Consider the following 15,910-nt stretch of genomic DNA (forward strand, 5'->3'; position numbering starts at 1 on the left):
AATATTTTAAATAAAGAGTTTTTGTTAGTTAGTTTTAAGATTTCAATTTTAGTAATCATTTTCAATTTTCTGATGTTTTTTTATATGTCGCACAAAGATTAATGTATGGTATGGTTACTATCCCTAGGTTAAATAGGCGCTATGCATCTTGTTGTGTTGTAATTTTTATTTTTAATTCAGTTCCGATTTCAGGTTTCAATTTCTGCTTTTTCTTTTCAGGTTTAATTAAATATAGATAAATGCCATTCTTTCTTTTATCTAATTCTTTATCTACAGCTATTTTTCTTTCCGATTGAGTTTTGAATACAGCATCAACATGCATTGATTTAGTTTCGCACTCAAAATACTTTTCAGATTTGTCTAAAATTAAAATTCCATGATAAACTCTTTTTTTTACAACCCAAGTTTCGTTAGTGGATACATCTGTTAACTCTGTATTCGGTGAGATTCCATTTTCATTATGTTTTAATTCAGTAAGAAGTCCCATTCCAGTAATATTAAAGCACTCAATTATTTTTACAAAACCTGATTTCATAAGTTTATTCATTAATCTTATTAAAAGCTTTAAAAAACTCATCTTCATCTATTAGATGATTTATAATTTTTAAAATTTCCTCACGGTTTAATTTCTCAATAAGTATTAAGTCGGTTACAAAAAAATACTTTCCATTTAAACATTCTCCCGTTTTCTGATTCTTTTGCCTTAACCAATTAATATTTTCATAAGTAAAAAATGTAGCTACATATTTGTCTCCATTTTCAAATGTCACAATTACATCTGAGTTGTCATTGATTTCTGTTGTTCCACCTATAATTGGACCTTTTTCTTCTGTTTCAATCCAAACACTTTTTATTTTGTTCATTCCGTTTTTTTAATGCAACACAATGTTTCGACTATGAAGCTTAGAAACGGTTTGTTTGGTTAGACCTATGCTTTATGGCCATGTTGTAGTCAGTTTTATTTTATTTTCTTCCATGGAATGAGGGCGCTATAATTCTACCATCATTTACGATTTGCTTTACATCTTTATTTTCTCCGTTTTTACAGCTCCTTTAGATTATTAAATTCTCATCAATTGAACCATAACAACGGAGGTTTTCAGAATCAATCCATGAAGCAAGCTCATACGAGTCAATAATTTCAAAATCATTGTCAAAAGTTCTAATAATAAAAGTATAGTTTCTTCCTATACCGCTTCCTACTTTTAAAAGCACATAAATGCTAAATCGTTTGTTAGAGTGAATTTTTTCAAAATTTTTGAATCTCAATTTTTCTGCTGAAAGAATCTCTTCTTTTGTCAAATAATACATTAAACTGTCCGACATTATTTCAGAAGTATTAGTGGATTCAGCCATGAATAGAAAATCATTTTCTTGTCCATCAGGCTCTGAAATCCAAAAGATATTCTTATCACCACTTTCACAAGCTGTCATGAGCATAACAAAGATTGGTAATATTTTAAAAATGTACTTCATTCCTTAATTAGATATACATTCCGTTATGGGTTTTGTGTTACTATTTTTCGGTTAAGCACTGACTCTAGCAATTCTGAGTGGATTCTTAGGTAATCGAACCCGCCGTAATTTGAGTAACGCTTTAATTTTAAAATCAGAATAGGCTAAATCATTATTTGATTATAGCAGTCACTGAAAATTTATTTTTTAATAAAGTTGTATCAATTACAAAACTTACTTTATCAGCCGAAAAATCTGGATTTTTATTTTCACGTATCAATTTCACAATTCGTTTCCTTTCTTTAATAAAAGTTGACACTTTTATTGATTGCCCCTTTTTAAATTTCGTTTTATCCATATGATTGTGCAATAAATCTTTAATGCTACTATCCATAGCATTATATTCAACGGTCTCTAATTTATAGTCATTATGGAAAGCAGTTGTTTGTTTAGAAGTACTACAATTAATTGAGCATGCAATGATCAATATTGCGAAAATTAATTTAAGAGTTTTCATGTGTTTTGAATTTAAGTTTTTATAGTTTCAGCATTTATAATGTTGCATAACGATTTTGTGTATGATTTCGTTGCGTATTTAGCACCTAATTTAGCAAATAAAAAACCGAATAGAAAATCCGCAAAGATTTTCGTAAGTAGGCGAGTGCTAGCAATGAATTATACATGGTGTTGGCAAATCGTTTTTATTTCCAAATTTCCCACCATTTTTTATTTTCATTATTTGTTCGTTCTTTAGTCAAGTCTATATTAACAGAAATTTTCTCTTCAACTTCCCATATTTGAGTTTTGTCAATATCAACCGATAATCCCTCAAGAAACTTCTCCGCTTCAATTCTTTTTAGTGAATCATTAATCAGACCTTTTTGCGGAACGCTTATAATTAGTTTGTCCTCTCGTTCAATTTGTTTAATCCAGGAGACAATTTCGTTTTCAGTCTTTTTATTGTAGGAACTGGTTGCGGATTCGTCAATCTCCAAATTTTCGTCCAACATAAAATAGTCTACAATATGTATAGAAAAGAATAGGTTTTGTGATTTATCAAAATAAAACATTTCTGATTGTCTATTCTCTGGTAATGACAGAGAAAATCCAATCCAATTTATTATTCTATTTCTTTTATTCATTCTCTATTCGTAGTTCTGACAAATGTTTGCTAACAATGTTATATAGTTCCTAAAACTAGAACAAAATGCTTAAGACCTCATATTGTAATAATGTTTTTTATTTGTAGATCAAGTTAATACTAAAAAGCCCAAAACAAAAATGCTTTGGGCCATAAATTATTATAGAATAAGGTTGTTATTTTTTTAGAGCAGTTAATTCTGCAATTTTACAAATAACCTCGGTTGCTTTAATCATACTTTCTACTGGAACATATTCATAACGCCCATGGAAATTATGTCCACCAGCAAAAATGTTTGGGCATGGTAATCCCATATAGCTTAATTGCGAGCCATCTGTTCCACCACGAATAGGTTTAATTAATGGTTTAATATCTAACTGTTTCATAGCTTCTTCTGCTATATCTACAATATGCATTACAGGTTCTACCTTTTCTTTCATGTTAAAATATTGATCTTTAATCTCAATAGTAATGGCATCTCTTCCGTACTGCGTATTTAACTCATTAGTTAACTTTTGCATAACTTCTTTTCGTGCTTCAAAATGCCCACGATCATGATCACGAATAATATATTGTAAAACTGTATCTTCAACTTCTCCTTTTACAGAGTATAGATGAAAGAAGCCTTCATAACCTTCTGTATGTTCAGGTGTTTCCATGCGTGGTAAAGAGTTAATAAACTCTGTTGCTATGTACATAGAGTTTATCATTTTCCCTTTGGCATAACCGGGATGTACTATTTTTCCTTTAATGTGCACTTTAGCGCCAGCAGCATTAAAATTTTCGTATTCTAGTTCTCCAATTTGACTGCCATCCATTGTATAAGCCCAATCTGCTCCAAATTTTTCAACATCAAATTTATGTGCGCCACGACCAATTTCTTCATCTGGTGTAAAGCCTACTTTAATAGTACCATGTTTTATATCTGGATTGGCAATTAAAAACTCCATAGCAGAAACAATCTCTGTTATTCCAGCTTTATCGTCTGCACCTAGTAATGTGGTACCGTCTGTAGTAATTAATGTTTGGCCTTTGTATAATAAAAGATCTTCAAAATAGTCTGGCGATAATACAATGTTTTCTGCTTCGTTAAGCATAATATCTTTACCATCGTAACTCTCAATAATTTGTGGTTTTACATTAGCACCTGTAAAATCTGGAGTAGTGTCAAAATGAGAAATAAAACCAATAGTAGGTACATCATGATCTACATTACTTGGCAATGTTGCCATAATATAGGCATTCTCATCTATAGAAACATCGCTTAAACCTATTGCTTTTAACTCATCGACTAAAGCATTTGCTAAATCCCATTGTTTTGCAGTACTAGGAGTCGTATCGCTTTCAGGGTCAGATTCTGTATCAACAGTTACATATCCTACAAAACGTTTTATTATATCTTCTTTAGAAATCATTTTTTGATTGTTTTATGCGTAAATTTTAATTGCCAGTAAAAGTACAAAAATGTGTGCGACTATTTCTTTTTATATTTATCTCTAAACTATTTAATTGTACATCTTTTTTTTTCAGTGTATTTTTGCACAAACATAACTTGATGTATAAATTACTTTTACGCCCATTACTTTTTAGTTTCGATCCCGAAAAAATTCATCATTTTACATTTTCATTAGTTAAGACTTTATCTAAAATACCAGGAATGCCTTCTATTTTTAGAAGTCTTTATGTTACTAATAATAAAAAATTAGAGCGTAACCTTTTTGGTTTAACATTTAAAAACCCTGTTGGTTTAGCGGCTGGTTTCGATAAAAATGCTGTGTTGTATAACGAACTAGCAAATTTTGGTTTCGGTTTTATAGAAATTGGTACAGTTACTCCTAAAGGTCAAGAAGGTAACCCTAAAAAACGCTTATTTAGACTTAAGGATGATAAAGGTATTATTAATAGAATGGGCTTTAATAATAAAGGTCTAGATGCTGCAATACTTCAGTTAAAGAAAAATAAAGGACAACTTATTATTGGAGGAAACATAGGTAAAAACACCCAAACAAAACCAGAAGATTATACTAAAGATTATTTAGAATGTTTTAATGCATTACATCCTTATGTAGATTATTTTGTATTAAATGTGAGTTGCCCAAATGTTGGTAGCCATGCTAAGTTAAATGATAAAGACTATTTGTTAGAGTTAATAGGAGCTGTACAAAAAGCTAATAATACATTTGAAAAGCAAAAACCTATTCTTTTAAAAATTGCTCCAGACTTAAACGATGGCCAGTTAGATGAAATTATAGAATTAATTGCAGAAACAAATTTAGATGGTGTTATAGCTAGTAATACGTCTACAGATAGAGCAGGGTTAAAAGCAACTAATGCGCGTTTGGAAGCGATTGGAAATGGTGGTTTAAGTGGGCAACCAATACAATCAAAATCAACTAAAGTAATTAAATACTTAGCGGATAAGAGCAATAAGTCTTTTCCTATAATTGGTGTTGGTGGTATACATTCTGCAGAAGATGCTTTAGAAAAAATAAAAGCAGGAGCAGATTTAGTTCAAATTTACACAGGTTTTATTTACGAAGGCCCAAGTTTAATTAAGAAAATTAATAAAGCATTACTTAATAATTAGCTTTTTAGTATTAATGCCTCCATTATTGTTTTTTGTTTTTACAAGGTAAATACCTTTACTTAAATCTGCTATATTAATACTTACAGATGATTTTTTTTCTAGAGTAATATCTTTTACAATAGAACCAAGGATATTATATATTTGAATTGTATTTATAGTATTTGCACTTGAAATAGTAATATTGTCCGTTGCTGGATTAGGAGAAATTTTAATTTTATTTTTAGAATCAAACTCTGGAGTACTTAAAAGCGATGTTAGATATTCTATGGTTAAAGTTCCTATTTTATTACCATTAAATGGGTATCCATTTATCATAGAAATTCCAACAGGTGCATTTGGGCTATTTGGTGAGTCGTAATCAGTTCCATTATCTGTACCAGCATCATATGCAAATACATCAATAGCAATGGGAGTAGATTCTTCTTGAGGATAATCTCTAATGTCAATACTGTTTACTGCAATAAACCAATCTGGACTAGGAGCAATCATAGATACTATAGTGATATAAGGGAAATCTAGACAAAAATTTTGTTCGAGTTCTAAAGAAGCATTAGCATTGTTAGGCACAAAACTGTTTTGAAAACCAAAATGTGCATTTCCAGCTATAACAGCATTTGAAACTTCATCGATTAAAGCAGTATTATCACCTAGTTCTGCCATATTTTTAATGCCTAAAGAGGCATTTTCACCAATTTCAATAAATTGATTGGGTGAATTATGAGATATAATTACTAAATCAGACCAGTGCGCTCCATTTGGAATAGAAGTATGCTCTGTTGCATTCCAAGTACTTTGAAATGTAATTTTATATACGGGTTCATTTTCAGAACTTGGAGCACATTGCGAATTAACTTTTACATTAAAACAAATTAGAAGTATAGCGAGAGTATAAAGTTTTTTCATTTTATTAAAGTTGGTTTCTTATAAGATACATAAAGATAAAAAAGGTTGCGTTTCTTATGTAAGAATATTTAACTTTAATATATTTTTACCAAAAATTTAAGTATTGAATTACGAAACACTTATAGGATTTATATTAGCTACTTCGGCATTAGCATTTTCTCCTGGTCCCGATAACATTTATGTCTTAATGCAAAGTATAACCAATGGTACTAAGTATGGTATTGCAACAGTTTGCGGTCTTATTTCTGGTTGTCTATTACATACAACTTTAGTAGCTTTTGGAGTCTCAGCTATTATTAAAGAAAACGATATGCTTTTTTTTATTATAAAATGTTTTGGAGCAGCTTATTTATTGTATTTGGCATATAAAGTATACAACAGCGATGCTAAAGTAACAATTACTAATGATAATGTACCTAAGAAAGGTTTGTGGCAATTGTTTAAGCAAGGTGTTATAATGAATGTTCTAAACCCTAAAGTTTCTATTTTCTTCCTAGCCTTTTTCCCCGGATTTTTATTTTCTGAAACATTAAGTTCAGTAAAACAGTTTTATGTATTGGGATTATTATTTATGGCTACATCTTTTGTTATTTTTTCATTAATAGCAATATTAGCTGGCTTTATTTCAAATTATTTGAAGCGTAGCCAGAATATTGGTATTGTTTTAAAATGGTTGCAAATTGTTGTTTTTATAGGAATAGCCATTTTTATTTTCTTTTCAGAAAAATAAAGTACTTTAGTTACATGCTAAAAATCAAACAAAAATTTCCCCTTTTAGTAATTGTAGCATTTATATTTTTTACAATCATAGGAACTATAACTCATGAATTTGGGCATATTTCAGTCGCTAATTTTTTTGGTTATGAAACCACCTTACATTATGGCTCAATGGAATATATACCTAAAGGATACAATCAAGATGAAGATGTTATTTTATTTGATGCATTTAATGATAAATACAAAAACATAAAGTATGAGGATTTAGATGAATCTATTAAAAAAGAAGCTGATTTATTATTAGATAGAATTAATAATAAGTTTAATGTAAGTGCAAAGCATAGTTTCTTAATAACACTTGGTGGACCAGTGCAAACTGTTTTAACTTCAGTATTTGGATTATTAATTCTTTATTACCGAAAATCAAAAAAGAGGCCTAATTTTAATATATGGGATTGGTTGGGTGTTTTTATGAGTCTATTTATTTTGAGGGAAGTTTTTAATACTTTGTCTTCATTATTTAAACGTTTTTTTTACAATACTATAGACTTTTATGGAGATGAATTTCGCATTTCACGTTATCTAGATTTAAATCAATGGATAATTCCTATTATAACATGTCTTATTGGGCTTGCAATTTCCTCACATATAATATTTAAAGTTATACCAAAACAATATAGATTTTCTTTTATAATTGGAGGTTTAATAGGTGGGATTTCTGGATTTGCTATATGGTTTGGTTTTTTAGGAAAACTTATTTTACCTTAATCTGTAATGAATAATGGTTTGCTAACTACTAATCTTTTTTATCTTTGACCTAATATATGAAGAATCAAGTAAAAGTTATTGAATGTCCGCGTGATGCTATGCAAGGTATTAAGCAATTTATTCCTACGGAAAAGAAGGTGCAATACATTCAGTCACTATTGCGTGTAGGTTTTGATACTATAGACTTTGGAAGTTTTGTATCTCCAAAAGCGATTCCGCAAATGGTAGATACAAGAGAAGTATTAGCGCAATTAGATTTAAGTAAAGCAACTAGTAAATTACTAGCCATAATTGCAAATACACGAGGCGCAGACGATGCTTGTAGACATCCAGAGATTGATTATTTGGGTTATCCGTTTTCTATATCAGAGAATTTTCAAATGCGTAATACACATAAAACCATTGCGCAATCTGTTGTAACATTACAAGAGATTTTAAATAAGGCAGATCAAGTAAACAAAGAGGTTGTAGTATATATATCTATGGGATTTGGGAATCCTTATGGAGATCCATGGAATGTGGATATAGTAGGAGAGTGGACAGAGCGCTTAAGTAAAATGGGAGTGAAAATTTTATCTTTAAGCGATACGGTAGGAACTTCTAATCCAGAGAATATAGATTATTTATTTTCTAATTTAATTCCGCAATACAAAGACATTGAATTTGGAGCACATTTACATACTACACCGTCCACTTGGTTTGAAAAAGTAGATGCAGCATACAATGCTGGTTGCCGTCGTTTTGATGGAGCAATTCAAGGCTTTGGTGGTTGTCCAATGGCTAAAGACGAATTAACTGGTAATATGCCTACAGAAAAAGTATTGTCTTACTTAACTACAAAAAAAGCTTCAGATTTAAGTGCAATGTCTTTTGAGAGTGCTTATAATGAAGCGACTAAAATTTTTAGTCAATACCATTAACTATAACTTTTAGTTTTTCGATTGACAAACTAACATGGCTTTACTTATTAAATCATCAGTTAACTCTTTTGCTCTAGTAATTGGCCATTCTTCTTTTAGAATATTACTATGCGCTACTGCAGATTCAAGAAGTAGATATATTTGCTGAACAAGTTTTTCACAATCTTCAGTATTTTTTGCACTAATATTGTCATGAACTAATAGCTCAATATAATTTAAGAATGCTCTTTTTTGAGATAATACTTCAGATCTTATTAACTTATTTTCTATTGGAACTTCAGAAAACACTTTAATATTCCAACAGCCATTAAAATCATCCATTTTATAAAAAAGCTCTAAATAACTAAAAATAGCTAGAATCTTTTGATTGCCTTTTGGTGCTTGTTCTACAAATGATACAATTTGACTTGAAAAATTTAGATTCCTATGCCTTAAATAAGCGATGCATATCTCTTCTTTAGATTTAAAAAAATTATTTAAAATTGCTTGTGATGTATTTGAAGCCTTAACAATATCTTTAATTGTAGTAGTATTATATCCGTTTTTATAAAAAAGATTAGAGGCACTATTTATTATAGATTGACGAGTTTCAGAACTAGAATTCATAGGTAGAAAGTATAAATTTTGTAGCAAAATATTGATATTAATTAGTAATAGCTAAAAAAGTATACTAATAACTTGCTTTAATCTATATACAGTATAAAATACTAGATTAAAGGTAGAAAAACGCATGATGTAGTTGTGTAACTTAATGTTTGTTAGGGTTTTATATGTAAGTTTTAATTTTGTTAATTATTTTATTTAAAATAATTCTAAATAAACTTGCGTAAACTGTTTTTCGTTTTTATTTTTGCAGTCGAAAATAAATATTTATTTATAATTAGTCTAAATAAGAATAAAATTAACCAACAATGAAAAGAATATTATTATTACTAATAATTTTAATTAACACATCTGCTTTTGCACAAACAACTCCGCAAGACAGTATAACATTTAACCCACAACAACAATTAAATGCTGCTCAGCGTTTATTATCAGGTAACTATGGAAAGGCTGTAACAGTAGGAGCTTATGGAGAAACAACATATAACCAACCAGAAGGAAAGAATGGGGAATTAGATGTACAGCGTTTAGTATTATTATTTGGATATCGTTTTAATGATAAAACACAATTTGTAACAGAGGTAGAATTAGAGCATGTTGAAGAAGTATTTGTAGAGCAAGCTTTTGTTAATTATTCTGTTGGAGATAATGTAAGTCTACGTGGTGGATTAATGTTAGTACCAATGGGAATTGTTAACGAATTTCATGAACCAACAACATTTAATGGAGTTGAACGTCCTGCTGTAGATAATGCAATTGTACCAACAACTTGGAGAGAGATTGGAGTTGGTGTTACTGGTCGTTTACAAGAAGCTTCTATTGGCTATCAAGCTTATGTTTTTAATGGTTTTAAATCTACTGTTAATGACGAAGGAGAAGTTACTGGTTTTTTAAAAGGAAGCAATGGATTACGAGGTGGTCGCCAAAAAGCAATTAAGTCAACTATAGACAGTCCTACATTATCTACTAAAGTAGAATATTATGGTATACCTGGTTTGCGTTTAGGGTTATCAGGTTATTTTGGTAAAACACAAGCAGCCGACGATGTAGAAGATATTGATGGTGCTAATATTGGAATTACTATGGTAGGTTTAGATGCACGTTACGCTTATAAACGTATAACTGCAAGAGGGCAATTTATATATGCCTCTTTAAGTGATACTGAAGCTTATAACATTTTAACAGAAAGAGATTTAGGAAGCGCATTAATGGGGTATTATGGGGAGTTAGCATATAACTTATTACCATTAAATAAAAAACAAAGATTATTCGCTTTTGCACGTTATGAGAATTACGATACACATGCAGATACAGATGGTACATTAGTAAGAAATGATGCATATAATAGAACAGATATTACTACTGGATTAAGTTATCATATAGCACCAGGAGTTGTATTAAAAGGCGATTACCAATTTAGAAGTAACGCATTAGAAAATAGTGAAGTAGATAATAGACTAAACTTTGGTATAGGAGTTTGGTTCTAGTATTTAAAAAGATAAGAGTTAGTTTAATTTAAGTGTCTTTTAGTTAATACTGAAAATATAAATTTTCGGTATTAACTATTTGGCATTTTAATTGTTTAAAAAGAATAAATAATTAATACTTTTGCAAAATGTATTTTAAACAGATTTCAATATTAGTTTTAGCAGTAACTTTATTTTCATTTGGATTGCCTAAGAAAATTCAGAAGAAAGTTGATAAAGAAATTAAAGCAACTTATGAAGTTGAGAATTTTGCTTTTAATGCAATTTCTATTCCTGAAACGATAACAAAAGAATTACCTTCAAAATTTGGATCAGATAATTTTTTTGAAATCAAATCTGAAAATAAAAATATAGGCTATGCATATATTGCTAAAGCACCAAGTAAGACGGCTAAATTTGACTATTTAGTGCTATTGGATAAGCAACTTATAGTAAAAAAAGCAAAAGTTTTAATTTATAGAGAAGAATACGGTGGAGAAATTGGTAGTAAGCGTTGGTTAAAACAATTTATTGGTAAAACAGAAAATGATGAATTGAGATATAATGATAATATTATAGCTATTTCTGGAGCAACTATTTCTGTTCGATCAATGACAAATGCAATGAATGATTTATTGCAATCATTAAAGATTCTAAACGAAAAAGGCATTCTATAAAATATGCAACTAAACGGACTCATTTATACTTTCCCTAAAGAACTTAAATTATTACTTATTGCATTTGTTATTGTGTTAAGTATTGGTTTTTTTACTGGTTTATTATTTGTAAATGAAACGTCTACAGCAAATCCAAATGGAATAGAAGAACAGTATCTTGGAAATGAAGATAATGAAGATGCTATAGAAATGAAGTTTAAAAAGACAGATAAACAAATGTTAAATATTGTGCATAGTCACATATTATCAATGGCATTAATTTTCTTTTTACTAGGTTTAATTTTAAGTACAACTCAACTTCAATATAGATATAAAGTATTTTTAATGGTAGAGCCTTTTATATCTGTTATACTAACCTTTGGTGGTATATATTTTTTATGGAAAGGAATTACATGGATGAAATATGTTGTAATGATTTCTGGAACATTAATGACATTAAGTTTTTCGTTTTCTGCACTCATTATATTGAGACAATTATTACTTCAGAAGAAAACAGAATAAAGACCACTTTTTCTCAAAAAATAGTATTAAATTTGCTTGCAATTAATTCTAATTGCAATGACAGCACACAATAATAAAATAGTAGGAGAAGGATTAACTTACGATGATGTCCTTTTAGTACCTGCTTTTTCAGAAATCCTTCCGCGCGAAGTCAATATTCAAACAAAATTTACACGTAACATTACCATCAATGTTCCTATAGTTTCTGCAGCTATGGATACTGTTACAGAAAGTAGAATGGCAATTGCTATGGCACGTGAAGGTGGAATAGGTGTGTTACATAAAAACATGACTATTGAAGCACAAGCAACTAAAGTGCGTAAAGTAAAGCGAGCTGAAAGTGGAATGATTATAGATCCAGTGACTTTACCAATGACGGCTATAGTGGCAGATGCTAAAAATGCAATGAGAGAACATAGTATTGGTGGTATTCCAATTGTTGATGATAATGGAAAGTTAAAAGGAATAGTTACTAATCGAGATTTACGTTTCGAACATCAAAACGACAGGCCTATTGTTGAGGTGATGACTAGTGAAAACCTAGTGACTGCTCCAGAAGGAACATCATTAAAAGATGCCGAGAAAATTCTTCAAGAAAATAAAATTGAAAAGCTGTTAATTGTAAATGGAGATAAATTAGAAGGCTTAATTACTTTTAGAGATATTACTAAAGTAACACAAAAACCTATAGCTAATAAAGATAGTTATGGACGATTAAGAGTAGCTGCTGCTATTGGCGTAACTGGTGATGCTGTAGAAAGAGCAGCTGCATTGGTTAAATCTGGTGTTGATGCTATTATTATAGATACAGCTCATGGACATACAAAAGGTGTGGTTGAAGTGTTGAAGGACGTGAAAGCTAAGTTTCCAGAATTAGAAGTTGTTGTTGGTAATATTGCAACTGCAGAAGCTGCTAAATACTTAGTAGAAGCTGGAGCAGATGCTGTGAAAGTAGGTATAGGTCCAGGATCGATATGCACAACACGTGTTGTTGCAGGAGTTGGTTTTCCTCAGTTTTCTGCAGTATTAGAAGTTGCTAATGCTATTAAAGGTTCAGGAGTACCAGTAATTGCAGATGGAGGAATTAGATATACAGGAGATATTCCAAAAGCAATAGCTGCCGGAGCAGATACGGTAATGCTTGGTTCTTTATTAGCAGGAACTAAAGAATCTCCAGGTGAAACAATTATATACGAAGGAAGAAAGTTTAAATCGTATAGAGGTATGGGATCTGTAGAGGCTATGAAAAAAGGTAGTAAAGATCGTTATTTTCAAGATGTAGAAGACGATATTAAAAAGTTAGTACCAGAAGGTATTGTTGGTCGAGTACCATATAAAGGAGAGTTGTTTGAAAGCATACACCAATTTATTGGTGGTTTAAGAGCAGGAATGGGATATTGTGGTGCAAAAGATGTAGAAACACTTAAAGAGACAGGGCGCTTTGTTAAAATTACTGCTTCTGGTATAAATGAAAGTCACCCACACGATGTTACAATAACAAAAGAAGCTCCTAATTACTCAAGATAGGTAGTAAATTATTTAGACAGCTAATAAAATTATTTAAACAATAATTTATTAAGCTCTAGTTTTAGCTTAACATATAAAAACGATAATGTGCACATTATCGTTTTTTTTATAAAAAAAATGATTCAAGGCAAGTAGTTTTAACTAAATTTCTTATATTTTGCCCTGTAGAATGTTAATTTTTAACCATTTGTAAATTATGTTCTATATTTTTATAATTAATTAACCTACTTAACTAACCTACCTAATCATGTTCTTCAATAAAAAGACCTTTCTACTTTTATTTGTTGTTTTACAGAGCGCGCTATTTATCAATCATGTACATTCTCAGGAATCTAGTCGTTTTGGAGATACTCCAAAAAAACAAATAACTAAAAAATATATAGACTCAATTTTAAAAGTAGTAAGGAAAGAGTTTTATTCTAAAAATTACGCAAAAACAATTAGTAATGGAGAAGAGGTAATTAAACTTGCTAATAAAATTGATTACCATAAAGGAGTTTATAAGGTATCTAGTATTATGGGAAATGCCTTTTTACAAACCAGTGATACAATCTCTGCAAAAAAAATATTTTCAAGAGAACTATTAGCATCAAAAAAACGCAATGATTCTACAAGTTATTTAGGTGCTAGTATAGATTTGGGTAATGTATATTTTGTTCAAAAGGATTATGAGAATTCCCTAAAATCTTTTAAACAAGCTATGCCATATGCAAAGAAGTTGAAAGATACCAGCAAGCTGTTTATACTAAATTACAATATATCTGAATTATATTTAAATAAAGGAGAGGTCGAAAATGCAGAAAAACATGTTAATGAAATAGGTAAATACATTTCAAGTTTAAAAGCGAAGCCATATCAAGCTGGATATCAGCAAATTTCAGGAAGGTTTCTTTATCTAAAAAATAAACCTGAAGAGGCAATTCCGCATCTTAAAAAATCTATAGAGATTTCTAAAAGTATTAATTATACAGATGGGCTTGTAGAAGCTTATACATACTATGCTAAGGCTGAAGCTAGTTTAGGTAATTATAAGAGTGCTTTTAATTTGCAACAAGAAGTTGATTTTTATAAAGAAGAAAAATATAATACAGATAAAATAGCAGCTATTGAAAGTGAGACTGCTAAATTTAAACTAAATCAATACGAGCAAGAGTTAAGAGAGACTGCGTTGCAAAATGAATTTATTGAAGAAAAAGCATCACGATCTAAAAAGATAGTACTTTGGTTAATTGTAGGTTCTGCTGTATTACTTTTTATTTTAGGATTATTATTAATGTCCTACCGCAATAGAAAAAAATTATTGTTAGATTTAGAAGAAAAGAATAAAGAATATTTAATAGCAAAGCATGAAAGTGAAGCCTATGCTATAGCAAAAAGTAATTTCTTTTCTAATATTAGTCACGAATTAAGAACACCTTTGTATGGTATTATAGGTATTTCTTCTATTCTAATGGATGATAAGGCTATTGTAGAAAAGCATAAAGAAGATGTTAAGTCTTTAAAGTTTTCTGCAGACTACTTGTTGTCTTTAATTAACGATGTATTACAAATAAGTAAATTAGACGCTAAACAAGAAAACAGTTTAAATAAAATTACCTTTAACTTAGAAGATGTTATTTCTGGAATAATGAAATCTTTCGAGTTTTTAAAAGTTCAAAACATGAACACATTTCAGATAAATATATCTAAAGATGTGCCTAGTGTTATTATTGGAGATGATGTTAAACTCTCTCAAATTCTTATTAATTTAATTGGTAATGCTTGTAAGTTTACAGAAAACGGAACTATAGATTTAGATGTTAAATTAATAGCTGTAGAAAATAAATCGGTTAAGCTTAATTTTAAAATTAAAGATACGGGAATTGGTATACCAAAAAATAAACAACTTGCTATTTTTGATGAGTTTACACAAGTGGAAAACGATGGCGGAGAATATCAAGGTACTGGTTTGGGACTTCCAATTGTTAAAAAATTATTAGAATTGCATCATTCTAAAATAAAATTAATTAGTGACGAAGGCGAAGGAACTGAAATAAGTTTTGATGTGACTTATGAAATTCCTGAAGAAAATTATGCAACTACAAAACCTATTGAATTAAAACCTAAAATTTCTATTAATAATAAAACTATTTTAGTGGTAGATGACAATAGAATAAATAGAATTGTTACTAGAAAAATGCTCGAAAAATACAAGGCTAAACCTTTAGTTGCAGAAGGAGGAGAGAAAGCTGTTGATATTGTTAGAGAACAAGAAGTAGATTTAGTACTAATGGATATTAATATGCCTAGAATGAATGGTCTTGAGGCAACAGATGCTATTAGAGCATTTAATACTTCTATTCCTATTATTGCCCTTACAGCTGTTGAAATTGAAGAAATGAGAGATAGTATTAAAAATTCAACAATTTGCGATATTATTATTAAACCTTATGATGAAATGGTGTTTGTGGAAACTATTTTAAAACATATTTAAACCTATAATTATTTCTCAATAAATATTTTGTAGATGTGTGTATTAATTAAATACACACGAGCTCTCATTTATATAGGATTTCGTTTGAGTTTTATTCTATCTATCTATCTATCTATCTATCTATCTATCTATCTATCTATCTATCTATCTATCTATCTATCTATCTATCTAT

At 29.7% G+C, this 15,910-nt stretch carries 17 protein-coding genes; 9 read left to right on the top strand and 8 right to left on the bottom strand.

Annotation, left to right across the window (positions count from 1 at the left end):
- Positions 1–139: 139 nt before the first annotated feature.
- The 6 genes from Q0997_RS11080 to pepT form a co-directional block, all read right to left on the bottom strand.
- On the bottom strand, positions 140–547 hold the full coding sequence (locus tag Q0997_RS11080; RefSeq protein WP_299888811.1) for a hypothetical protein: 408 nt from the start codon (positions 545–547) through the stop codon (positions 140–142).
- Positions 540–863 carry a hypothetical protein gene (locus Q0997_RS11085; protein ID WP_299888814.1) on the bottom strand — a complete coding sequence of 108 codons (324 nt, stop codon included), beginning with the start codon at positions 861–863 and terminating at the stop codon, positions 540–542. The genes Q0997_RS11080 and Q0997_RS11085 overlap by 8 nt, the downstream gene beginning before the upstream one ends.
- 190 nt (positions 864–1,053) lie before the next feature.
- The gene (locus Q0997_RS11090) at positions 1,054–1,476 is read right to left on the bottom strand and encodes a hypothetical protein (RefSeq protein WP_299888817.1); all 423 of its coding nucleotides are present in this window, start codon (positions 1,474–1,476) and stop codon (positions 1,054–1,056) included.
- Positions 1,477–1,627: 151 nt separating this feature from the next.
- Positions 1,628–1,972: a hypothetical protein gene (locus tag Q0997_RS11095; protein ID WP_299888819.1), complete on the bottom strand. Its 345-nt coding sequence runs from the start codon at positions 1,970–1,972 to the stop codon at positions 1,628–1,630.
- 184 nt (positions 1,973–2,156) lie between these two features.
- Positions 2,157–2,597, bottom strand: a complete 441-nt coding sequence (locus Q0997_RS11100; protein WP_299888821.1) for a hypothetical protein — start codon at positions 2,595–2,597, stop codon at positions 2,157–2,159.
- A gap of 175 nt (positions 2,598–2,772) precedes the next feature.
- Positions 2,773–4,011: a peptidase T gene (gene pepT / locus Q0997_RS11105; protein WP_299888824.1), complete on the bottom strand. Its 1,239-nt coding sequence runs from the start codon at positions 4,009–4,011 to the stop codon at positions 2,773–2,775.
- A gap of 140 nt (positions 4,012–4,151) precedes the next feature.
- On the opposite strand from pepT, the gene Q0997_RS11110 reads away from it, so the two are divergent.
- Positions 4,152–5,183 carry a quinone-dependent dihydroorotate dehydrogenase gene (locus tag Q0997_RS11110; protein ID WP_299888827.1) on the top strand — a complete coding sequence of 344 codons (1,032 nt, stop codon included), beginning with the start codon at positions 4,152–4,154 and terminating at the stop codon, positions 5,181–5,183.
- Here the strand turns inward: Q0997_RS11110 and Q0997_RS11115 are convergent.
- Entirely contained in the window at positions 5,169–6,086 is a 918-nt protein-coding gene (locus Q0997_RS11115; protein ID WP_299888829.1) for a spondin domain-containing protein, read from the bottom strand. The genes Q0997_RS11110 and Q0997_RS11115 overlap by 15 nt on opposite strands.
- 103 nt (positions 6,087–6,189) lie before the next feature.
- On the opposite strand from Q0997_RS11115, the gene Q0997_RS11120 reads away from it, so the two are divergent.
- The 3 genes from Q0997_RS11120 to Q0997_RS11130 are packed head-to-tail and all read left to right on the top strand — an operon-like array spanning position 6,190 to position 8,491.
- A complete protein-coding gene (locus Q0997_RS11120) occupies positions 6,190–6,816 on the top strand; it encodes a LysE family translocator (RefSeq protein ID WP_299888831.1) in 627 nt (208 codons plus the stop codon).
- Positions 6,817–6,830: 14 nt separating this feature from the next.
- On the top strand, positions 6,831–7,571 hold the full coding sequence (locus Q0997_RS11125; protein ID WP_299888834.1) for a hypothetical protein: 741 nt from the start codon (positions 6,831–6,833) through the stop codon (positions 7,569–7,571).
- Between the two features lie 56 nt (positions 7,572–7,627).
- Complete coding sequence (locus Q0997_RS11130) at positions 7,628–8,491, top strand: hydroxymethylglutaryl-CoA lyase (protein WP_299888837.1); 864 nt, start codon at positions 7,628–7,630, stop codon at positions 8,489–8,491.
- A gap of 9 nt (positions 8,492–8,500) precedes the next feature.
- Here Q0997_RS11130 and Q0997_RS11135 read toward each other — a convergent pair whose 3' ends face one another.
- On the bottom strand, positions 8,501–9,097 hold the full coding sequence (locus Q0997_RS11135; protein WP_299888840.1) for a TetR/AcrR family transcriptional regulator: 597 nt from the start codon (positions 9,095–9,097) through the stop codon (positions 8,501–8,503).
- Positions 9,098–9,402: 305 nt separating this feature from the next.
- On the opposite strand from Q0997_RS11135, the gene Q0997_RS11140 reads away from it, so the two are divergent.
- The 5 genes from Q0997_RS11140 to Q0997_RS11160 all read left to right on the top strand — a co-directional run bounded on the left by Q0997_RS11140 (position 9,403) and on the right by Q0997_RS11160 (position 15,738).
- A complete protein-coding gene (locus tag Q0997_RS11140; protein ID WP_299888843.1) occupies positions 9,403–10,581 on the top strand; it encodes a hypothetical protein in 1,179 nt (392 codons plus the stop codon).
- Between the two features lie 128 nt (positions 10,582–10,709).
- Positions 10,710–11,237, top strand: a complete 528-nt coding sequence (locus Q0997_RS11145; RefSeq protein WP_299888846.1) for an FMN-binding protein — start codon at positions 10,710–10,712, stop codon at positions 11,235–11,237.
- 3 nt (positions 11,238–11,240) lie between these two features.
- Positions 11,241–11,738, top strand: a complete 498-nt coding sequence (locus Q0997_RS11150) for a hypothetical protein (protein WP_299888849.1) — start codon at positions 11,241–11,243, stop codon at positions 11,736–11,738.
- A gap of 57 nt (positions 11,739–11,795) precedes the next feature.
- A complete protein-coding gene (guaB, locus tag Q0997_RS11155) occupies positions 11,796–13,265 on the top strand; it encodes an IMP dehydrogenase (RefSeq protein WP_299888852.1) in 1,470 nt (489 codons plus the stop codon).
- 247 nt (positions 13,266–13,512) lie between these two features.
- Positions 13,513–15,738: a response regulator gene (locus Q0997_RS11160; protein WP_299888855.1), complete on the top strand. Its 2,226-nt coding sequence runs from the start codon at positions 13,513–13,515 to the stop codon at positions 15,736–15,738.
- Positions 15,739–15,910: the final 172 nt, after the last annotated feature.

Origin of the sequence: uncultured Lacinutrix sp., from assembly GCF_947500325.1 — a bacterium.
Taxonomy (GTDB): domain Bacteria; phylum Bacteroidota; class Bacteroidia; order Flavobacteriales; family Flavobacteriaceae; genus Lacinutrix.